Annotated in this window: 24 protein-coding genes; 14 read left to right on the forward strand and 10 right to left on the reverse strand. The window is 71.5% G+C overall.

Features of this window, described 5'->3' with window-relative positions:
• Positions 1-16: 16 nt before the first annotated feature.
• Positions 17-1,111, forward strand: a complete 1,095-nt coding sequence (locus RIF65_RS13170) for a PQQ-dependent sugar dehydrogenase (RefSeq protein ID WP_309066048.1) — start codon at positions 17-19, stop codon at positions 1,109-1,111.
• Between the two features lie 61 nt (positions 1,112-1,172).
• On the opposite strand, the gene RIF65_RS13175 is transcribed toward RIF65_RS13170, so the two are convergent.
• Together RIF65_RS13175 and RIF65_RS13180 are read right to left on the reverse strand one after the other, a co-directional pair.
• On the reverse strand, positions 1,173-1,544 hold the full coding sequence (locus RIF65_RS13175) for a hypothetical protein (protein ID WP_309066047.1): 372 nt from the start codon (positions 1,542-1,544) through the stop codon (positions 1,173-1,175).
• Positions 1,541-2,188, reverse strand: coding sequence for an acyl-CoA synthetase (locus RIF65_RS13180; RefSeq protein WP_309066046.1), 648 nt, complete (start codon positions 2,186-2,188; stop codon positions 1,541-1,543). Before RIF65_RS13180 ends, RIF65_RS13175 begins: the two co-directional genes overlap by 4 nt.
• A 124-nt stretch (positions 2,189-2,312) precedes the next feature.
• On the opposite strand from RIF65_RS13180, the gene RIF65_RS13185 reads away from it, so the two are divergent.
• Positions 2,313-2,669: a helix-turn-helix domain-containing protein gene (locus RIF65_RS13185; RefSeq protein ID WP_309066045.1), complete on the forward strand. Its 357-nt coding sequence runs from the start codon at positions 2,313-2,315 to the stop codon at positions 2,667-2,669.
• A gap of 102 nt (positions 2,670-2,771) precedes the next feature.
• Here RIF65_RS13185 and RIF65_RS13190 read toward each other — a convergent pair whose 3' ends face one another.
• Both RIF65_RS13190 and RIF65_RS13195 read right to left on the reverse strand, forming a co-directional pair.
• Positions 2,772-3,359 (reverse strand): ClpP family protease, encoded by a 588-nt coding sequence (locus RIF65_RS13190; RefSeq protein WP_309066044.1) that lies wholly within the window; start codon positions 3,357-3,359, stop codon positions 2,772-2,774.
• Complete coding sequence (locus RIF65_RS13195) at positions 3,356-3,979, reverse strand: ClpP family protease (protein ID WP_309066043.1); 624 nt, start codon at positions 3,977-3,979, stop codon at positions 3,356-3,358. The genes RIF65_RS13190 and RIF65_RS13195 overlap by 4 nt, the downstream gene beginning before the upstream one ends.
• 101 nt (positions 3,980-4,080) lie before the next feature.
• Between RIF65_RS13195 and RIF65_RS13200 the strand changes: the two genes are divergently transcribed.
• Entirely contained in the window at positions 4,081-4,989 is a 909-nt protein-coding gene (locus tag RIF65_RS13200; protein ID WP_309066042.1) for a DMT family transporter, read from the forward strand.
• A 224-nt stretch (positions 4,990-5,213) separates the two neighbouring features.
• On the opposite strand, the gene RIF65_RS13205 is transcribed toward RIF65_RS13200, so the two are convergent.
• Together RIF65_RS13205 and RIF65_RS13210 are read right to left on the reverse strand one after the other, a co-directional pair.
• Complete coding sequence (locus tag RIF65_RS13205; protein WP_309066041.1) at positions 5,214-5,615, reverse strand: hypothetical protein; 402 nt, start codon at positions 5,613-5,615, stop codon at positions 5,214-5,216.
• 167 nt (positions 5,616-5,782) lie between these two features.
• Positions 5,783-7,270, reverse strand: a complete 1,488-nt coding sequence (locus RIF65_RS13210) for an MATE family efflux transporter (protein ID WP_309066040.1) — start codon at positions 7,268-7,270, stop codon at positions 5,783-5,785.
• A 200-nt stretch (positions 7,271-7,470) separates the two neighbouring features.
• Here RIF65_RS13210 and RIF65_RS13215 point away from each other — a divergent pair, with 200 nt between their 5' ends.
• Positions 7,471-8,448, forward strand: a complete 978-nt coding sequence (locus tag RIF65_RS13215; protein WP_309066039.1) for a DNA topoisomerase IB — start codon at positions 7,471-7,473, stop codon at positions 8,446-8,448.
• On the opposite strand, the gene RIF65_RS13220 is transcribed toward RIF65_RS13215, so the two are convergent.
• Together RIF65_RS13220 and RIF65_RS13225 are read right to left on the reverse strand one after the other, a co-directional pair.
• Complete coding sequence (locus RIF65_RS13220) at positions 8,426-8,818, reverse strand: VOC family protein (RefSeq protein ID WP_309066038.1); 393 nt, start codon at positions 8,816-8,818, stop codon at positions 8,426-8,428. The two genes, RIF65_RS13215 and RIF65_RS13220, sit on opposite strands and share 23 nt — an antisense overlap.
• Positions 8,819-8,820: 2 nt before the next feature.
• Positions 8,821-9,102 carry an ArsR/SmtB family transcription factor gene (locus RIF65_RS13225; RefSeq protein ID WP_309066037.1) on the reverse strand — a complete coding sequence of 94 codons (282 nt, stop codon included), beginning with the start codon at positions 9,100-9,102 and terminating at the stop codon, positions 8,821-8,823.
• Between the two features lie 164 nt (positions 9,103-9,266).
• Here RIF65_RS13225 and RIF65_RS13230 point away from each other — a divergent pair, with 164 nt between their 5' ends.
• Genes RIF65_RS13230 through RIF65_RS13240 form a run of 3 tightly spaced genes read left to right on the forward strand, consistent with a single transcriptional unit; the run spans position 9,267 to position 10,844 of the window.
• Positions 9,267-9,524: a hypothetical protein gene (locus tag RIF65_RS13230; protein ID WP_309066036.1), complete on the forward strand. Its 258-nt coding sequence runs from the start codon at positions 9,267-9,269 to the stop codon at positions 9,522-9,524.
• Entirely contained in the window at positions 9,511-10,653 is a 1,143-nt protein-coding gene (locus RIF65_RS13235) for a baeRF2 domain-containing protein (RefSeq protein ID WP_309066035.1), read from the forward strand. Before RIF65_RS13230 ends, RIF65_RS13235 begins: the two co-directional genes overlap by 14 nt.
• A 23-nt stretch (positions 10,654-10,676) precedes the next feature.
• A complete protein-coding gene (locus tag RIF65_RS13240) occupies positions 10,677-10,844 on the forward strand; it encodes a hypothetical protein (protein WP_309066034.1) in 168 nt (55 codons plus the stop codon).
• Here the strand turns inward: RIF65_RS13240 and RIF65_RS13245 are convergent.
• Positions 10,833-11,888, reverse strand: a complete 1,056-nt coding sequence (locus RIF65_RS13245; RefSeq protein ID WP_309066033.1) for a LacI family DNA-binding transcriptional regulator — start codon at positions 11,886-11,888, stop codon at positions 10,833-10,835. The genes RIF65_RS13240 and RIF65_RS13245 overlap by 12 nt on opposite strands.
• A 114-nt stretch (positions 11,889-12,002) precedes the next feature.
• Here RIF65_RS13245 and RIF65_RS13250 point away from each other — a divergent pair, with 114 nt between their 5' ends.
• The 3 genes from RIF65_RS13250 to RIF65_RS13260 are packed head-to-tail and all read left to right on the forward strand — an operon-like array spanning position 12,003 to position 15,883.
• Complete coding sequence (locus tag RIF65_RS13250; protein ID WP_309066032.1) at positions 12,003-13,274, forward strand: MFS transporter; 1,272 nt, start codon at positions 12,003-12,005, stop codon at positions 13,272-13,274.
• Positions 13,275-13,284: 10 nt separating this feature from the next.
• The gene (locus RIF65_RS13255; RefSeq protein ID WP_309066031.1) at positions 13,285-15,075 is read left to right on the forward strand and encodes a glycoside hydrolase family 3 protein; all 1,791 of its coding nucleotides are present in this window, start codon (positions 13,285-13,287) and stop codon (positions 15,073-15,075) included.
• 37 nt (positions 15,076-15,112) lie between these two features.
• A complete protein-coding gene (locus RIF65_RS13260) occupies positions 15,113-15,883 on the forward strand; it encodes an alpha/beta fold hydrolase (RefSeq protein WP_375142202.1) in 771 nt (256 codons plus the stop codon).
• Positions 15,884-15,892: 9 nt separating this feature from the next.
• On the opposite strand, the gene RIF65_RS13265 is transcribed toward RIF65_RS13260, so the two are convergent.
• Entirely contained in the window at positions 15,893-16,510 is a 618-nt protein-coding gene (locus RIF65_RS13265; protein WP_309066029.1) for a protein-L-isoaspartate O-methyltransferase family protein, read from the reverse strand.
• A 75-nt stretch (positions 16,511-16,585) separates the two neighbouring features.
• Here RIF65_RS13265 and RIF65_RS13270 point away from each other — a divergent pair, with 75 nt between their 5' ends.
• The 4 genes from RIF65_RS13270 to RIF65_RS13285 are packed head-to-tail and all read left to right on the forward strand — an operon-like array spanning position 16,586 to position 19,357.
• Positions 16,586-17,194: a GyrI-like domain-containing protein gene (locus RIF65_RS13270; protein WP_309066028.1), complete on the forward strand. Its 609-nt coding sequence runs from the start codon at positions 16,586-16,588 to the stop codon at positions 17,192-17,194.
• 37 nt (positions 17,195-17,231) lie between these two features.
• The gene (locus RIF65_RS13275) at positions 17,232-17,585 is read left to right on the forward strand and encodes a hypothetical protein (RefSeq protein WP_309066027.1); all 354 of its coding nucleotides are present in this window, start codon (positions 17,232-17,234) and stop codon (positions 17,583-17,585) included.
• Positions 17,585-18,400 carry a nitroreductase family protein gene (locus RIF65_RS13280; protein ID WP_309066026.1) on the forward strand — a complete coding sequence of 272 codons (816 nt, stop codon included), beginning with the start codon at positions 17,585-17,587 and terminating at the stop codon, positions 18,398-18,400. Before RIF65_RS13275 ends, RIF65_RS13280 begins: the two co-directional genes overlap by 1 nt.
• A gap of 51 nt (positions 18,401-18,451) precedes the next feature.
• Positions 18,452-19,357, forward strand: coding sequence for a J domain-containing protein (locus RIF65_RS13285; protein WP_309066025.1), 906 nt, complete (start codon positions 18,452-18,454; stop codon positions 19,355-19,357).
• Positions 19,358-19,371 lie beyond the last annotated feature (14 nt).

The raw sequence follows: 19,371 nt of genomic DNA on the forward strand, positions 1-19,371 counted from the left end.
ATGCCAGGAGGCGGACATGCGGATCATCCGAAGCGCTCTGGCGGGCGCAGCCCTGCTCGCGCTGCCGCTCGTGGCCTGCGCGCCGACCCCGGGGCCCACGGCCGCCCCGACGCGCACGGCCACCGGCACGGCCACCGCCGAGCCGAAGACGCTCGCCGCGGGGCTGCAGGCACCCTGGTCGGTGGTGCGGCTCGACGACGGCGGCGCCCTCATCTCCCAGCGCGACGACGGCGGGATCATCGAGCTCACCCCGGACGGGAAGCAGCGCGACGTCGGCACCATCCCGGACGTCGTGTCCGGCGGCGAGTCCGGACTGCACGGCCTCGCGCTGCTCGACGACGACGGTGTGCGTTGGCTGTACGCCTACCACGGTGCCGAGGACGACAACCGGGTGGTGCGGATGCCGCTCACCGGCGAGCCCGGGTCGCTCGGACTGGACACCACCGAGCTGGACGTCGTGCTCGACGGCATCCCCCGGGCGTCGAACCACAACGGCGGGCGCCTGGCGTTCGGCCCGGACGGGATGCTGTACGTCACCACCGGCGACGCCGGCGACGGCGACCGGGCCCAGGACCCCGAGGATCTCGGCGGGAAGATCCTCCGTCTCACGCCCGATGGCGCACCGGCACCGTCGAATCCGTTCGGCAACGCCGTGTTCAGTCTCGGCCACCGCAACGTCCAGGGGATCGCGTGGACCGACGACGGCACGATGTGGGCCAGCGAGTTCGGCCAGAACACCTGGGACGAACTCAACCGCATCGAAGCCGGCGGCGACTACGGCTGGCCCGAGCACGAGGGCATCGCGGATGCCGAAGACGCGATCGACCCGGTGGCGGTGTGGGCGCCGCGGGACGCCAGCCCGAGCGGGATCGCCGTGGTGGACGGCGTCGTGCTGATCGCCGGCCTGCGCGGCGAACGACTGTGGGTGTTCGACCCGGCGCAGCCGGATGCCGAGCCCTGGCAGGTGTTCACCGGTGAGTTCGGCCGACTCCGCGACGTGGTCCCCGGCCCGGACGGCTCGTTCTGGGTGTTGACCAACAACACCGACGGCCGCGGCGACCCGCGCGACGGCGACGACCGGCTGCTGCAGCTGGTCCTGCCCGAGGGCTGATCCGAGGCCAGGGCCACGAGCCAGGGCGACGAGCCGCCCCGGGTCAGGAGAACGCGCCCCGTCAGGAGGCCGGCGGGGCCTCGCCGGACGACGAGGAGCCGCCGCGCTTCTCGTCGGGGTCGCCCTCGCGCGGCGGGTCGAGCAGCACCGGGCGGTCGACGGTCTTGGTGACGTCGGCCGGGTCGATCGCGAGCATCAGCATGGCGAGCACGAGCAGCGTGACGATGAACGCGCCACCGCCGACCACCAGACCGAGTCCGAGTGGCGTGAGGCCCTCGTACGTGCCCTTCGCGATGGCCATGTTCACGCGCGCGGTGAACGCGCCGGTGGAGACGAGCGTGACCACGGTGGCGAACACACCGCACACCAGCGCGATCCCCACCAGGTGCAGCGGGCGCAGGATCTCGCGTCGGGACGGCTTCTGGTCGGTCATGCGTGTCCTCCATGGTCGGCCACCGAGTCGGCTCCGGCCGGCGTGGCGACAGCGCCGGCGGCCTTCTCCTTCGCGCGCGGGGTGAGCCCCGCGATCCCCAGGAACACGGCGACGATCGCAGCGTAGCCGCCGAACAGTCCGACGCCGAGGATGATGCCGGTGAGCGAGAAGGTGCCGGCCGAGTCGATCGTGTACTGCTGCACGAATCCGGACGGCACGACCAGCAGCGCCAGCGCGAGCAGCAGCCCGAGCGCGCCGACGGTGATCGCGTCGCGCGCGCCGTCGGTGCCGCGGAAGCGGATGCCGGCGAGCAGCTCGACCAGTCCGGTCAGGGCCGCCCACGTGATCACGAGCACGAAGAACAGGTCGTCGCTGCGCCAGGCGACGACGCTCGCGGCCATGCCGGTGACGAGGGACACGGCGGCCATCAGCACGAACGGCCAGCGGCGGCCGGCCGGGAACACCAGGCCTGCCGCGAGCGCCAACACGAAGGCGGTCACGACGGCGAACCCGCCGAACACCGTGAGACCGATCACCGCGGAATGGTCCGGCGAGAAGGTGATCATCACCGCGGCCACCGCCGCCAGCAGGGCGCGGCACAATTGCACGTGACGCGCCGTGAACGGGCGAGATGGGGCGGGCATGACAGTCCTCGGATCGGTGGCCCCTCCAGTCTACGTGCCGGTGCCAAGCAGCCCGGCCGCCGCAGGCCTTCTGCTGTGGGCGGAAAGGCTGGAGCCCGCCGCAGGAGCGTGCTTACCGTGATGCATGGCCGAGATCGTCCCCTTCCCCGCACCCCGCAGTCCGCGTGAACCCCGCCATCCGCGCGAACCGGAACCGCTGTGGCGTCACCTCGTCGGCGCCCAGCTGCGCCGGCGACGGCACGACCGCGGCGACACGCTCACCGAGACTGCGGCGTCCGCCGGGGTGTCGCCGCAGTACCTGTCCGAGATCGAGCGCGGGCTCAAAGAGCCGTCCAGCGAGATCCTCGCCGCCGTGGCCGGCGCTCTGGATCTGTCGCTGCTGGAGTTGGCCAGCGGCGTCGCCGACGCACTGCGTCCGGTCACGTCACAGCGCGCCGACGGCGCCCGGCCCACCGGCGGCGCCTTGGCGCTGGCCGCCTGACCGGCGACGCCGCCCGCCTCGTCGCCGGCCTCGTCGCCGGCCTCGTCGCCGGCCTGGCCGCAGCGCCGCCCGGCTCGCAGCGCCGCTCGTCCCGCGCCGGCGCTACCGCGGCTCGAGCACCTGGTCGATGAGCCCGTACTCCTTCGCCGACAGCGCGGTGAACACCCGGTCGCGGTCGGTATCGGTGCGCAGCGTCTGCACGGACTGCCCGGTGTGCCTGGCGAGTACCTGCTCGATGTCCGAGCGCACCCGCACCACCTCGTCGGCGGCGAGGATGAGGTCGGGAATCGCGCCGCGGATCTGTGCAGCCGGCTGGTGCAGCACGATCCGGGCGTGCGGCAGCGCGGAGCGGCGCCCCGCCGCACCGGCCGCGACGAGCAGCGCGCCGACCCCGATCGCCTGGCCTACGCAGGTCGTCGATACCCGCGGCCGGATGTGCTGCATGGTGTCGTAGATCGCCAGCGCCGCGCTGGGGTCGCCCCCGGCGCAGTTGATCGAGAACTGCACGTCGGTGTCGGGGCTGTCCGCGTCCAGGTGCAGCAGCTGCGCGATGATCGCGTTGGCGACTCCGGCATCCACCTCGGTGCCGAGGTAGACGATCCGCTCCGACAGCAGATGCGAGTAGACGTCCATGATGCGGTCGCCGCGCGGATGCTGGGCGACGACGTTCGGGATCGTGTAACCGCTCATCGCGCACCCCCCTCCGCGCCCAGGCCGATCCGTGCTCGGCGGCGCGGGAACACGTCGGAGACCGAGGCGACGATCTCGTCGATGAAGCCGTACTCGCGCGCCTCGGCGGCGGTGTACCAGTGGTCGTGCAGCGAGTCCTCGAACACCCGCTCGCGCGGCTGGCGCGTGTCGTCGGCGATGAGTCCGATCACGGTGTCGCGCATGTGCCGCAGGTCGTCGGCCTGCACCTCGATCTCGACGGCGGAACCGCCGATGCCGGCGGATCCCTGGTGCAGCAGGATGCGGGAGTGCTCGAGCGCTCGGCGCTTGCCCTTCGTCCCGGCGGAGAGCAGGAACTGCCCGGCGCTGCAGGCCAGTCCGAGCGCCACGGTGGCGACATCGTTCGGCACGGTGCGCATGATGTCGCGGATGGCCAGCATGGCGGGCACCGAACCGCCGGGCGAGTGGATCCACAGCGCGATGTCGGTCACCGGGTCGTCTGCCGCGAGGGTGAGCAGCTGCGTCATCAGCAGCGTGCCGTTGTCGTCGTCGAGCGGGCCGCCCAGCACGAGCACGCGCTCATGGAACAGCGCGCGCCGGGCCTCGGCCCCGAACTGCGGGATGGTCTTGTCGTCGGTCATGACCACAGCCTGCGCTGGCGGATGCCGGTGGGGCGCGGATATCCGCCGACGGCAGATCCGCCCACGGCGGAGACGCCCCGCCGACCGGGCAGAATCGAAGGATGCCCTCTCGTCTGCGCTGGATGCGCCTGCGCCCGCAGGAACTCGCCCTCATCGCCATCACCGCGGTGTGGGGCTGCACCTTCCTCCTGGTGCACTGGGCCATGGAGCACTCCGGGCCGTGGTTCTTCGTCGGCATCAGGTTCCTGATGGCGGGGGTCATCAGCATGCTGATCTTCCGCGGCGCGCTCCGCGGCGTCCGCTGGACCGACATCGGCGCCGGCGCCGCGATCGGCCTGATGATCCACCTCGGGTACGGTCTGCAGACCTACGGGCTGCAGACCATCGAGAGCAGCACGTCCGCGTTCATCACCGCCCTGTACGTGCCGTTGGTGCCGTTCGCGCAGTGGGCGGTGTTCCGCCGCCGCCCACCCGCGCTCGCCTTCCTCGGCGCGGCGCTGGCATTCGCCGGACTCGTGCTGATCGCAGGTCCCGACGCCCTCACCCTGTCGCTCGGCAGCGGCGAGGTCGCCACGATGATCGGTACCCTGCCCATCGTCGGGGAGATCATCCTGATCAGCCTGTTCGCGAACAAGATCGATCTGGGGCGCATCACGATCGTGCAGCTGCTGACCGCCGGCATCCTCGGGTTCGCCACCATGCCCGTGGTGGGCGAGCCGATCCCTGCCTTCTCGTGGGTGTGGCTCGCCGCCGCGATCGGACTCGGAGCCGCCAGCTGCCTGATCCAGCTCACGATGAACTGGGCGCAGAAGTCGGTATCGGCCACGCGCGCCACGATCATCTACGCCGGCGAGCCGGTGTGGGCGGCGATCGTCGGGCGGCTCGCCGGTGAGCGACTGCTCCTCACCGCGCTCCTCGGCGGTGGGCTGGTCGTGCTCGGGATGCTGGCCAGCGAGCTGCGCATCGTGAGGAAGCCTCGCGCGGGGCAGACCGCGGCGCGCGTCGAGTAACGGCGCGATCGGGATCCTCGGATGGTGTCCCGGCGGGGTGCGGGCGTAGTCACCACACCCCGCCGGGAGGCTGAGGACCCGACAGCGTCATACGGTCGACAGCCGTTCGGGTAGTGGAATGGTACCGGGTACCCGCTGGGGTGCGTCAACACCCGAATTTCACGATCTGAGCAGGAGATCGCGTGCGACGGCCCGGCATGGCGAGCACCCCGCGCAGATGCGCGTCAGGAGACGACGGGAAGAGCCCCGGTGACCGAGGAGGCGGCGATCCCGGCGGGGCGAGTCTTCGGCATCCGCTCGGCCGTCGCGGCGACGACGTGCGAGGACGACTCGGGTGCGCTGGTCGAGGCGGGGTGCGTACGACGACGCAGCGCCACTCGCAGCAGCGGCCCGGCGACCAGCGCGGCGCCGAGTGCGATCAGCGACAGCAGCACCGGGGTCCAGAGATTCGCGAACGACGCGCACATGCTGAGCATCGCGCCGACGATCCACAGCCCGATGCCCCCGCCGGCCAGCCCGGCTGACCCGCGCGCCAGCGCGAAGGTCGCGACAAGCGCGCAGGTCAGCGCGATGACCGCTCCGGCGATCCCGATCGGTACCAGTACCGACATCAATGCGTTCGTCACTGCAAGAGACGACATGGCACGACCCCCCGTGTCATTCAGCTCACCATGCGATGTGCTGCCATCAAGGTTACGCGGGGAGATCGCGTTCCTCCATCCGCCCGGAGAACGATTCGGCATCATCCTGACGACCGACGCGTGAACACCCCGGCACGTGCTGGTTGCCGGTGTCAACGGCCCTTCAGGCGACCCGGCATCCGGATGCGCGACAGGCGCGGGGTGACGACGGGCAGGGGCGCCGTGTAGACCGCGTCCACCACCATCGAACCGTCCGTCGGGCCGACCACGGGGATCGGCGTGGTGAGCGTCGGTTCGACCGGGTCGACGGGGAGCGCGGCGAGGTCGCGATGCGCGCGCAGGTAGGCGGGCACCAGCAGCGCCGCTGCGCCCAGCCAGGCGAGCGGGTTGCTGAGAGCGACGCCGGCGAAGCCCAGCACACCGCCGAGGACCACGGCGGCGGCGACGCGCATCACCAGCTCGACGATGCCGGTGAGCGTCGGGATCAGCGTGTGGCCGAGACCCTGCAGGGCTCCGCGCAGCACGAACAGCACGCCGAGGGCCCAGTAGCTCACACCGTTGACGATCAGCATGAGGTGTGCGGACTCCACCACCGCGTCGGCTCCGTCACCGATGAACAGCCGCACCATCGGCACGCCGAACGCGACGAGCAGTGCGCCGAGCACGACGGATGCGCCCAGCGCCATCCAGGTCGCCTGGATCACACCGCGCCGGATGCGGTCGGGGCGGCGGGCCCCCAGGTTCTGCGCGGTGTACATCGACGCGGCCAGTCCCAGCGACGACAGGAAGGCCACGGCGATGCTGTCCACGCGGGATGCCGTCGTGTACGCGGCCACCGCCTCGGCGCCGAGAGTGTTCAGCGCGACCTGCACGATGAGGGTGCCGATGGCGATGATCGACGCCTGGAAGCCCATCGGCAGGCCCAGCCGCAGGTGCTCGCCCACCTCGTCACGGTCCACCCGCCAGTCCGCGCGCTGCACGTGCAGCACGGGCAGCCGTCGCCACACGTACAGCAGGCACAGCAGCACCGAGACGGCCTGGGCGACGACGGTGGCCAGCGCGGCTCCCGCCACACCCCACGCCAGCGGCCCGACCATCACGATCACGAGCAGAACGTTCAGCGCGCACGACACGGTGAGGAACACCAGCGGGGTGCGCGAGTCGCCAATCGCGCGGATGATCGCCGCCAGGTAGTTGAAGAACATGATGGTGCTGCCGCCGATGAAGGTGACCTGCGTGAACACGGTCGCCTCGGCGAGCAGCTCGGGAGGCGTCTGCAGCAGCACCAGGCACGGCTCGGCGATGAGCGGGCCGGCGACGGTGAGCAGCAGGCTCGTCACGCCGGTGAGCAGCGTGCCGGTGGCGACCGAGCGGCGCACGCCCCTGGCGTCCCCGGCGCCGTACGCCTGGGCGGTCGGGATGGCGAAGCCGCTGGAGAGACCCCACGCGAAGCCGATCAGCAGGAAGATGAGGCTGCCGGTGGCGCCCACCGCGGCGAGCGAGTCCACGCCCAGCTGCCGTCCGACGACGATGGCGTCGACGAACTGGTACAGCTGCTGCACGATGTTGCCGATCAGCAGCGGTACGGAGAAGGCGAGGATGACGCGCCAGGGGCGCCCCGTGGTGAGGGTGGTGGCCATGGGTGATCTCTGAGGGGGATGAGAGGGGGCGAGGGGCAGACGTCGCAGTCTATCGAATCGTTTCGAGATCCTCGACCTCCGCCCCACGCCGACACCCCGGCGCGGGACGGAGGAGTTCTGGATGCCGGCACTCTAGAGCATCGCGCAGCAGCACTCCGAGGGGCTTGCGCCGCGTTCGGGCGCCGGGTACTCGTGTACCCATGACGCGACTGAGACGGAGCGATCCGCACGGGCCGGGCATCCGTCGACTGCGCCGCGGACGTGGCTTCGAGTATCGGGCCGCCGACGGCACCCGCGTCGAGGATCCGGCAGTGCTCGACAGGTTCCGCGCCCTCGCCGTGCCGCCGGCGTGGACTGAGGTGTGGCTGTGCCCACACGAGAACGGACACATCCTGGCCACCGGGATCGACGCCGCCGGCCGGCGGCAGTACCTGTACCACCCGGCCTGGCACGAGCGCATGGCCAAGGAGAAGTTCGAGCGGATGCTGCAGCTCGCGCAGGTCATGCCGGCGGTGCGCGGCGGGGTGACCCGCGACCTGCGGCTGGACGGCTACAGCCGCGAACGGGTGCTGGCCGGCGCCTTCCGGATGCTGGACAGCGCGCTGCTGCGCGTCGGGTCCGAGCAGTACGCGAAGGCGCACGGCAGCATCGGTCTGGTCACGCTGCGCGGCGCGCACGCGGCGGTGCGCGGCGGGCGTGTGGTGGAACTGCGGTTCCCGGGCAAGAGCGGTCAGCCGTGGGAGTCCGAGATCGACGACCCCGAGCTCGCCGAGCTCATCGCCGGGCTGAAGCGGCGCGGGCCGCGGGCGCTTCTGCTGGCCTGGCAGGACGACCGCGGATGGCATCCGCTGCACGCCACCGACATCAACGAGGACGTGCGCCGGCGCACCGGCGGCGATTTCACCGCCAAGGACTTCCGCACCCTGCACGGCACGATCGCTGCGGCTGTGGCCCTCGCCGAGGCGGGCCCGAAGGCGACCGCGGCCGCCCGCAAGCGCGCCGCGGCGAGCGCGGTGCGGCAGGCGGCCACGGTGCTCGGCAACACCCCCACCGTGGCCAGGGCGAGCTACATCGACCCCCGACTGTTCGATCTGTACGACGAGGGGGTCGTCGTGGACCCGTCACGGCGGGTGGAGGGGCAGCTGGTCGATTTGCTCAGGCCGGACTCGCGAGCATGATGAGATTGCCGCAGGTGTCGTCGAGGACGACGGTGTTCATGGGCCCCATCGCCGTGGGCGGCTGCGTGAAGACGACGCCCTGTGCCTCCAGCTCGCGGTGCGCCGCGAAGACGTCGTCGACGCCGAACGTGGCGGCGACGATGCCGTCCTCCACGATCGCCTTCTTGTAGGCCTGAGCGGCGGGGTGGTCGTCGGGCTCGAGCAGCAGTTCGACGCCGTCCGGCGCATCTGCGCCGACGACCGTCAGCCAGCGGTACTCGCCGGCCGGGACGTCGGTCTTCGGCAGGAAGCCGAGCTTCTGGGTGTAGAAGTCGAGAGCCTTCTGCTGGTCGTCCACGAAGACGCTGGTGACCTGGATCCTGGCGTGCATGTTCATTCTCCTCCGGTGTCGGTGAGCCAGCGCGCGGTCAGCGAGCGGAGCGGCTCGGGGTTCAGGCGATGGACTTTGGTGCGGCCGGCGCGACGGGAGCGCACGAGGTCGGCCTCCTCGAGCACGGCCAGGTGCTGCGAGATCGCTTGGCGGCTCGACGTGCTCCCGTGTTTGGTCATCAGGCGCGAGCAGATCTCGAACAGCGTCTGGTCGTCGCGCTCGGTGAGCTCATCGAGGATCAGCCTCCTCGTCGGGTCGGCCAGCGCACGGAAGACATCACCCATGCCCACAGCATATGCAAGTTGTTGCTTGCGTATCAAGGGCAAGCGAGAGGTTGCGTTTCGGCGGGCTAGCGACCGGCATCCGGCCCGTCAACCGGGTGTGCCGCCTCGAGGAGCGCGCCTAGCGTCGGGCCGTATATCGAGTCGTACGCACGAAGGAGGCCGAGATGAGTGACGCACAGCGCGGCAACACGACGCACGGGCCCGAGCTGGACGAGCAGATGAAGCACGAGGCGCAGGGCATGGTGCAGGGCCACGGGGCGCCGCACGCCGAGCCGTTCCGCGAGACGGAGCCGCTGCCCGACGACACCGACCCTCAGGAGGTGCAGGACGCCTTCTCGCACGACGACACCCTCGCCGACGAACTCGGTGACACCAGGGCCGAGGTCGACGACCTGGAGGGAGACGACGATGCGGATCGATGAGCTGGAACGGCTGATCGCGACGCCCGCCGCCTGGACCTGCGTGTACACCGACGGGCCTCAGGGCGAGCCCCCCGGATCCGTGGAGAGCCGCATGCGCTCGCTGAAGGATCGCCTGCTGCAGGCCGGCGCGCCCGAGGCCGACGCGGATGCCGTGACGGCGGCGCTCTCGTCCGGCGAGGACGTGTCCGCGCCGTCCGCGCGGTGGCTGCTGGTCCGCGACGGCGAGGTGGTCGTCGACGAGGCGTTCGACGCCGCCCGGCTCGGGCAGGAGTGCGTCGTCCACGGCGGGTATCCGGAGATCGTCCCGCTGCTGCGTCACCTGTCCGCCGAGCGACGCATCCTCGTCGTGGAGACCGAACGCGATGGCGCCCGGCTGACCGTCGAACGGGTCGGTCGCGCCGGACCCGAGACCACCCAGGAGGTCGAGGGCGAGAACGAGATGATCACCAAGGTGCAGGCCGGCGGCTGGTCGCACAGCCGCTACCAGCGCCACGCCGAGGATCACTGGCAGCACAACCAGTCCGAGGTGGCCTACGCCGTGAACCGGCTGGTGCGCGAGCGGCGGCCCGAGCACGTCTTCGTCTCGGGCGACGTGCGGGCACGCCAGCTGCTGCTGGAGCGGCTCGACGGCGCAAGCCGTGAGCTGGTGGTGGAAGTGGATGCCGACACGCGCGCCGCCGGCTCGGATGACACCCGGCTGCGTGACGCCATCGACGACACACTGGCGGGTGCCCGGCGTGGCGAGGTGGCCCAGGCGCGCGAGCGGGCCGCGGTGGCGGACGCCAGGGAGGGCGCGACCGGAGTCGCTGACGTGGTCGCCGCCCTGCAACAGGCGCAGGTCGACACACTCGTGCTGGACCCGCGGATGTCGGACGGCGACGCGACGCTGCTCGCTCTGGACGCCGAGCCGTGGGTGGCTGTGGCCGAGGCCGACGCGTTCGACGCGACGGGTACGCCGCTGCCCGTCCTCGAGGCGCTGGCGCGGGCCGCCGTGCTCACCGGCGCGCGGGTGGTGTTCGACGAGGAGGACCTGGACGAGGCCGAGGCGAGGTCGGACAACCGCGCCGCCGCCCCGTGGGCGGCGCTGCGCTGGCCCGCCGATCAGACCGCGCCGGGCTCCCCGGCGTGAACGACACGGACGAAGGAGATCTCATGGACAGCACGAACCGCGACGGCGCACCCGAGCAGCCGCTCGACCAGCCCGAGCACCCGAGCCAGGCCGAGGGCGAGGACCAGGACCGCACGGATGAGCACCCCGACCCGCAGCGACCGCGGCCGTCGCAGGCCGAAGGCGAGGACGACGACCGCTCAGACGCGTGAGTTCGCTGCCCGCCTGGTGGATTCGCGTTCGACGAGTTCGGCATCGAGCTCGAACCGGCGCACGGGCAGCGCTTCGCCGCGGATCTCGCGCTGCAGAAGCTCCACGGCCAAGCGGCCCATCTCCTCGTAGGGCTGCCGCATCGTGGTGAGCGGCGGGTCCACGATGAGCGCAGCGCGCTCGTCGTCGAAGCCGGCCACCGCGACATCCGCAGGCACGGAGAGCCGGTGCGCGGAGAGCGTGCGCAGCACAGCGGGCGCGACGAGGTCCGCGATGCAGAAGACGGCATCCGGCGTGACCCCCGAGCGCAGCAGCTCCTCGAGCTGGCCTACGAGCGCGGTCGACTCGTCCTCGGGGTCGGCCCACCCGGTCACCAGTTCGTCGCGGAACGGGATGCCGGCGGCCGCCAGCGCCTCACGGTAGCCGGCGAGGCGTTCCTCGACGAACAGCCCCTCGCCCCACGAAGGCACGAACTCGTCGGTCGAACCGCCGACGAAGACGATGCGGCGGTGCCCCTGCTGGATCAGGTACTCCGTCATGCGGCGCGCGCCGGCTCGGTTCCTCGCGCTGATCGTCGGAAGGTGCAGTGTGTGCGCGCTGTCGTCGAGGGCGACGACGGGCAACCCGATGCGCGTGCACTCCTCGCGAAGCGCCTCCTGATGCGGTACGCCCATCACGATCACGCCCTCAGTCGGAACGTTCGCGAGGCCGGCGATGACGTCCGTCGCGTCGCCCCCGGATGTCACGGGGTGCACGAAGAGATGCATCCCTGCCTCCGCGGTCGCCGATGCGGCGGCCCTCAGCACGGGCTCCCACCATCCCCACACCTGATCGTGCACCACGGCACTCAGCGCGGCGAAGGAGCCGCGCCGCAGAGCCCTCGCAGTGCCGGACGGACGGTAGCCGAGTGCCGCCGCGGCGCGGCGGACCCGCTCGGTGGTCTCCTCGCTGACATCCGGTCGGCCGTTGAGCGCGCGCGACACGGTGGCGAGGCCGACGCCGGCTGCACGCGCCACGTCGGCGAGCGTCGCTCTTCCCGTTGCCATACGCCCCCTCTTGACGCGTCGTACCAGCCACTCGTACTCTAGGTGAACCATACCGGAAACGTTTCCGGAAACGATTCCACACTACCCGACACTGATCGCTCAAAGGAGAGTCCCGTGACCGAGACGTCACTCACCGGCGCGTCGCCGGCAACCGCCCCCGTGCGGCGCGTAGGGCCCGTGTTCATCACGGTCTACGCCCTCGCCCTGTTCGGCATCTGGATGTCGATCATGCTTCCCGCGTCGGTGACCATCGCGCTTCGCATCTCCGAGATCGATCCGGAGGGCAAGACGACCAGCTACTCCATTGCGTCCGGCGTCGGAACGCTCGTCGCGCTGCTCGCCAATCCGTTCTTCGGGCGGCTCAGCGATCGCACCCGCAGCCGTTTCGGGCGCCGCCGTCCGTGGATCGTGGTCGGCCTGCTCGGCACGATGGGCGGTGCCCTCGTCATCGCCCTGAGCAGCTCCTTCCCGATGCTCCTGCTCGGCTGGATCATCATGCAGGCCTTCATCAACGCCTCCATCGCCGCCGCCCTCGCCGTCGTCGCCGACCGGGTGCCGGTCGCGCAGCAGGGCCTGGTAGGGGCGCTCTCCGGGATGGCCTCATCGGCATCGCTGGTCGTCGGCGTGTACTTCGTGCAGTGGTTCCCCACGAACATGCTCGCCCAGTTCGGGCTCCCCGTGCTGATCGCACTCGTTTTCTGCGGCATCCTGCTCTGGCTGCTGCGCGGCGACGACTCGCGAGACCTCACCCCGGCACCGTTCGGGGTCGCCGAGTTCTTCGGCAGCTTCTACGTCGACCCGCGCCGGTCGCCCGATTTCGCGAAGTTCCTGGTGACGATGTTCCTCGTCTCTTGCGGCATCGCCGTGGTCGGCACCTACACCGTGTACATCCTGCAGGACCGGGTCAACGTGACCGAGGAGGCGATCGGGGGCGTGATCACGCTCGCCTACGTCATCCCCGGCGTGCTTGCCACCGTGATCGCCCCGTTCATCGGATGGCTCAACGACCGCACCGGCCGCCGCAAGGTCCTGATGGGCGCCGCAGCCGTGCTCATCGCGCTGGGCACCACGATGCTCTCCTTCACCACCGAGGTCACTCCCTACCTGCTCGCGGTCACCATCGCCACCGGCCTGGGGACGGGTGTGCTCTCCGGCACCTACATCGGCCTGGCGATCGCGACGATGAACGACCCGAGCTCCTCTGCCCGCGACCTCGGCGTGACGAACATCGCGTACACGCTGCCGTTCTCGATCATGCCGTTCGCGGCGCCGCTGCTGCTCGGCATCGGCGGTGGTCAGGCCAACTACCCGGCACTGCTGATCGCCGGCGCCGTCCTGTCGCTCGCGGGACTCGTCCCGCTCGCGTTCATCAAGGCCACGAAGTAGGAGGACCCGAATGGCTGATTATCTCGACCCCGACCTTCCGATCCGTCAGCGCGTCGAGGACCTGCTGGGGCGGATGACCGTCGCCGAGAAGGCGGCGCTGATGTTCCATCCGTCGACGCAGCCCGGCGACGACACCGTCGCACGGGCGGTGGCCGAGGAGGACGTCGTCGCCCGTGGCATCTCGCACTTCAACGTGCTCGGCGGCGACGACTCCGCGGCCGTGGCGGCATGGCACAACACCCTGCAGGAGATGGCGGAGAGCACGCGGCTCGGCATCCCGGTGACGCTGTCGTCCGACCCTCGCCACGGGTTCCGCGACAACCCGTTCACCGGGCAGGCTCTGGACAGCCTGTCGCGGTGGCCGGAGACAACGGGGATCGCGGCGATCGGCACAGTCGGGGCGGCACGCGCCTACGCCGACGCCATCCGCCGGGAGTTCCTGGCGATGGGCATCCGCGTGTACCTGGGTCCGATGGCCGACATCTTCAGCGAGCCGCGCTGGTCGCGCGGCTTCGGCACCTGGGGCGAGGACCCGGCCCGGGTCGCCGAGCTCACGGTGGCGTTCATCGAGGCGCTGCGCGGCGGAGCCGCGCTCGGCCCGAAGTCGGTGGCGGCCGTCGTCAAGCACTTCCCCGGGGGCGGTCCGCAGCTGCGCGGTGACGACGCCCACGACCCCCGCTACCCTGAGCAGGTGTACCCCGGCGGGCAGCAGGAGCTGCACATCGAGCCGTTCATCAAGGCGTTCGCGGCCGGAGCCACCCAGGTGATGACCTACTACGGAAAGCCGGTCGGCACCGACTGGCCCGAGGTCGGCTTCGGCTTCAACGAGCCCGTGGTGAAGGGGATCCTGCGTCGGCGCCTGGGGTTCGACGGAATCGTCGTCACAGACTGGAATCTTCTCGAGTCGACCCAGGTGGGCGGCATCGAGTTCGGCCCGAACGGCTGGGGCCTGGAGGACCGCACGCCCCTCGAGCGGACCCGCATCGCGCTGGACGCGGGCGTCGACCAGTTCGGCGGCGACCGCAATCCGGCGTTGATCGAGGAGCTGGTCGACGCCGGTCAGATCGCCGAGGCTCGGCTGGACGAGTCGGTGCGGCGCCTGCTGAGCGAGAAGTTCCGGCTCGGCGCGTTCGAGCACCGCCGTGTGGACGTCGAGTCGGCGCGGACGGTCTGTGGATCACCGGAGCTGCTCGAGGCCGGTCGGCAGGCGCAGCGCGAGTCCCTCGTGCTGCTCTCACGGAAGGATGCGGCGCCGATCCCGGCATCCGCTCGGCTTTTCCTGGACGGGCTGTCCGCGGAGGGCGCGGACCTGCCGAACGAGATCGTGGACTCGCCCGCACTCGCGGACGCGATCATCGTGCGGCGCGACTGCCCGCACGAGCCGGGGCGAGGCTCGCTGGGCGACTTCTTCCGCGGCGGGTCGCTGGAGTTCACCGAGGGCACGATCGGCCTGCTGCGCGGCTACGCCGCGCACGCGCCGGTGCACATCGCGGTCTTCCTGGAGCGTCCGGCCGTGCTGGCGCCGCTGGCGGAGATCGCCACGACCCTGGTGGGCGACTTCGGCACCTCGGATGCCGTCGTGCTCGACGCCCTGACCGGCCGCGCGCCGTTCACGGGTACCCTTCCGTTCGATATCCCGTCGTCCATGGCGGCGGTGGAGGCCTCGCGGGAGGACGTGCCATTCGACTCGGCCGACCCGACGTTCCGCTTCGGGCACGGCATCCGCACCGAGGCCGTCGCTCGGGTCGGAGCGGTTCCCCACTCGCGCGGCGAGCGCGCCGACGCGCAGGCAGGAGCATGATGGAGAAGTGGCCGTCCCTCTTGCAGACCTGACCCGGATGCCCGCCCCGCAGCGCGTGGAGGTGGGCGACGGCGTCGGACTCGCGACGTACTCCTGGGGCGACCCGGACGGCCCGGTCGTCCTGCTGGTGCACGGCTTCGCGTCGAGCGCTCGCGACAACTGGGTGCTCACCGGCTGGGTGCGGATGCTGGAGAAGGCCGGCTACCGGATCCTGGCCGTGGACCAGCGCGGGCACGGCGCCAGCGAGAAGCCGCACGACGCCGAGGGGTACACCGTGCGCACGCTGGCATCGGACATCGAGTCGGTGCTCGACACGTTCCTCATCGACACCGCGTTCTACCTCGGCTATTCGCTCGGTGCGCGCGTGGGCTGGCAGGTGGCGCGCAACCTCGGCGAGCGCATCCCGCGCGCGGTGCTCGGCGGAGTGCCCGACGGCACGCCGCTGGCGCGCCTCGACATCGAACAGGTGCGCCGCTACATCGCCGACGGCACCCCGGTGACCGACGGGCCGACCAAGAACTACATCGCCCTCACCGAGCGCGTCCCCGGCAACGACCTCGAGGCGCTGCTCGCGCTGGCGCGTGGCATGCGGGCGTCGCGCTCCATCGATCCGGACCCCTCGACCGCTCCGACCCAGCCGGTGCTGTTCGCGACCGGCAGCGAGGATGCCGTGATCGAGGGCTCCCGGCGCCTCGCCGAGGCGGCGCCGCAGGCGCGCTTCCTCGAGATCCCCGGCCGGCACCACTTCAACGCGCCCGGATCCCGGGTGTTCCGCGAGGCGGCGCTGGAGTTCCTGCAGGAGGCGTGACGCGGGCGACTACTCCTGGAGCGGGACGAAGCTGTACAGGCCGTCGTCGCGCCGCACGCGCAGGTTCTCGCCGCGCCGGTCGACGACCGTCATGACACCGGCGACGGGGACGACCATCCGCCCGCCCTCGGCGAGCTGCGCGGCGAGCTCCGACGGCAGGCTGGTCGCCGCCGCGGATACCAGGATGCGGTCGAAGGGCGCCTCGTCCGGCAGCCCACGGGCGCCCGCAGTGGCCTGCCGGATCTCGGGGCGCGGGGCTCCGGCATCCGCGAGGGCGACCGACCACGCCTCGGCCAGCCGCTCCCGGCCGAACCGGACGAGCTCGGGGACGATCTCCACTCCGATGACCGTGCCCTCCGGGCCGGCGAGCACGGCGAGGATCGCGGTGGTCCAGCCCGAACCGCTGCCGACGTCGAGCACGCGGGCTCCGTCGTGCACCTTCAACAGCTGCAGCATCCGCTCGACGGTCGACGGCTGGGAGTTGGTGGCGTCCCACCCGATCATCACAGGGCGATCGGCGCCGGCGAGGTGACGCACCTCGCGCGGGAGGAAGAGCGGCCGCGAGGCGGCGTGCATGGCCGCGCGCACGCGGGCCACAGTCTCGGGGGCGACGTGGATGCCGGCCATGGCATCGAGCGTACGCGCGTTCCAGGTCCGCGGCGCCGTCCACGGCTAGGCTCGGGCGCAGATCAGGGGGTGCGCGTGAAGGTCGATCCGAAGAAGGAGATCGCGGCCTACCGCGCAGCGCGCGGGCGGTTCGACGTGATCACCGTGCCGCCGCTGCAGTATCTGATGATCGACGGCCGCGGCGACCCGAACACCGCGCCGTCGTACGCCGATGCGCTCGCCTCGATCTACCCGGCGGCGTATGCGCTGAAATTCCTCAGCAAACGGGAGCTGGGCCGTGACTACGTCGTGCCTCCGTTGGAGGCGCTGTGGTGGGCCGACGACATGGACGCCTTCACGACGGCGCGCGACAAGTCGCAATGGCACTGGACCGTGATGATCCTCACGCCGGACTGGCTGTCGGCGACGCAGCTGGATGCCGTGCGCGACGGCATCCGCGCCAAGGGCGGCACACCCCGCCTTGACGAGGTGCGTCTGGAGCGACTCGACGAGGGCCGCTGCGTGCAGATCCTGCACGTCGGGCCGTACGACGCCGAGGCGGAGACGCTCGACCGGATGCACCACGAGTTCATCCCCGCGCAGGGACTGCGGATGACGGGGCGGCACCACGAGATCTACCTCAGCGACGCGCGGCGGACGGCGCCGGAGAAGCTGCGCACGATCCTGCGGCAGCCGGTCGCGTGACCCGCGTGCCCGCACCGGTGGCGGTTAGCCTGGAGCGATGACGCCGCCGGCACGCCGAGGTCCGCTCACCAGGGCCCTGACCACCGCGGCGCTGGCGAGCTACACGGCGAACACGATGTTCGGCACCGCGGTCGCCGCCCGCCTGATCGACACCCGACGGATCCGCTGGGTGCACCACGCCCTGTTCGTCGCCACGTCGACGCTCGGAGCGCTGGCGCTGCTCGCGGCGGTCGTCGAGCGACGCGCCGCCGCCTTCGCGCTCGCTGCCGCGGTCGTGCCGCTGTCCGTGCTGCCGCGCACGGCCAGACGCACCTGGCGGCACGCCGCCGTCGCGCTGGCGGCCGCGCCCTCGTTCGTGGTCGCCGCCGCACTGGCCCGGAGGGAGAGCTGATGGAGTTCCTGGATGTCATCCGCCGACGCAAGACCACGAACGGGCCGTTCCTGCCCGACCCGGTGAGTGAGGAGCACCAGCGCCTGCTCATGGAGGTCGCCGGGCGCGCGCCGTCGCAGCTGAACAGCCAGCCGTGGCGCTTCGTGATCGTCGAGGAGCGCGACACGATCGAGCAGATAGCGCGCATCAGTGGCGAGAGCATGACCGAGGCGATGTCGAATGGCACGTTCTTCGAGCGGTACAAGCCGTACTTCCGCTTCAGCAAGCAGGAGATGGAGCGTCGCCGCGACGGGATGCTGTTCGACCGCCTGCCCGCGCCGCTGCGACCGTTCACGGGTCAGGTGTTCACGTCGCGCGGACAGAAGCTCATGAACGCGTTGCGCATCCCGCAGACCCTCGGCGACGAGAACCGCAGGCTCGTGGCGGGTTCGCCGCTGCTGCTCGGGGTCATGCTCGACCGGTCGGAGTACCGCCCGGGCGAGCTGTCGGCGTTCTACTCCGTGTTCAGCATGGGCGCCGCCATGGAGAACATCTGGCTGACGACGGTCGAGCTCGGGATGGGCATCCAGTTCATCTCGTTCCCGATGGAGGTGCCGGGCCGATGGGCCGAGATCGAACGGCTTCTCGAGGTGCCGCCCGAGCTCGAGCTGATGGCGGTGTACCGGCTCGGATACGTGCCGGCCGAGCAGCGTCGGCCGGCCATCGACTGGACCAGCAGCGAGCGCAAGCTACCGTCGCAGTACGTGTTCCGCGGCACCTGCGCCACCCCGCAGCAGGGCTGGGACGAGCCCGCCCCGCCACCGGCATCCGGCTGAGCGCACTAGCCTGATCTCTGACCGCCGCGTCCGGACGGCTCGAGGAGGGCGATGTTCGACAGTCCGCTCTCCGCCTCGGCGTACGAGGTGCTCGGCGTCGCGCCGGACGCCGCCGACGACGACCTGCGCCGCGCCTACCGGTTGCGGCTGCGCGAGACGCATCCCGACACCGGTGGCGACGCGGCGCTGTTCATCCGGGTGCAGCGGGCGTGGGAGCTGGTCGGCACCCCGGAGGGCCGCGCCGCGTACGACCGGGGTCGCGCCGAGCCGCACTGGGCGGCGAGCGCAGCGGCGGCGCGCACCGGCACGCGTCCGCGCGCACAGATGCACGGACGGCCCGGAGGCTGGCGACGCCGCCGCTACCTGGACCTGCTCGCGGCACACCTTGGGCATGCGGTGACGGCCGCCGAGGCGTACGACCCGGCGGTGGTGCGGCAGGCGCCGTGGGAGGCGCGGCGGATGCTGGCCGACGCGCTGGCCGAGGAGGCGACGGCGCTCGCGGTGCAGGAGCTCGGCATGGGCTTCACCGCCTGGCACGCGGTCGCGGCCGGGGCGGGTGAGGATGCCGAGGTGCTCGACCACGTCGTGCTCAGCCCGTCCGGCCTGTACGCGCTGACCTCGGAGGACTTCGGGGAGTCGGTGCGGTTCCGTCAGGGCGAGGTGATCGGTCGGACCGTCGGCGGCAGCACACCGGTCGCGGACCTGCTGCGGCGGATGCGGTTCGTGGCTCGCGCCGCGCGGGTGCGGTTCGGCGGGGCGATCCTGATCCTCCCGGACGACCATCTCGACGTGCCCGCGACCACGCTCGGGTCGGTGCGCGGCGTGCCGGTGGCGGTCGTGCGGCGCAGCGCGCTGCGGACGGTGCTGCGCTCCGGCATCCCCGGCGCTCGGCCGATCGGCGGCAACGAGCTGTACGACGTGCGCACCAGGATGCAGCACACCGCGCGCCTCGTCTGACCGGCACGACCCGG

Source organism: Microbacterium sp. (genome assembly GCF_031180975.1).
Lineage (GTDB): Bacteria > Actinomycetota > Actinomycetes > Actinomycetales > Microbacteriaceae > Microbacterium.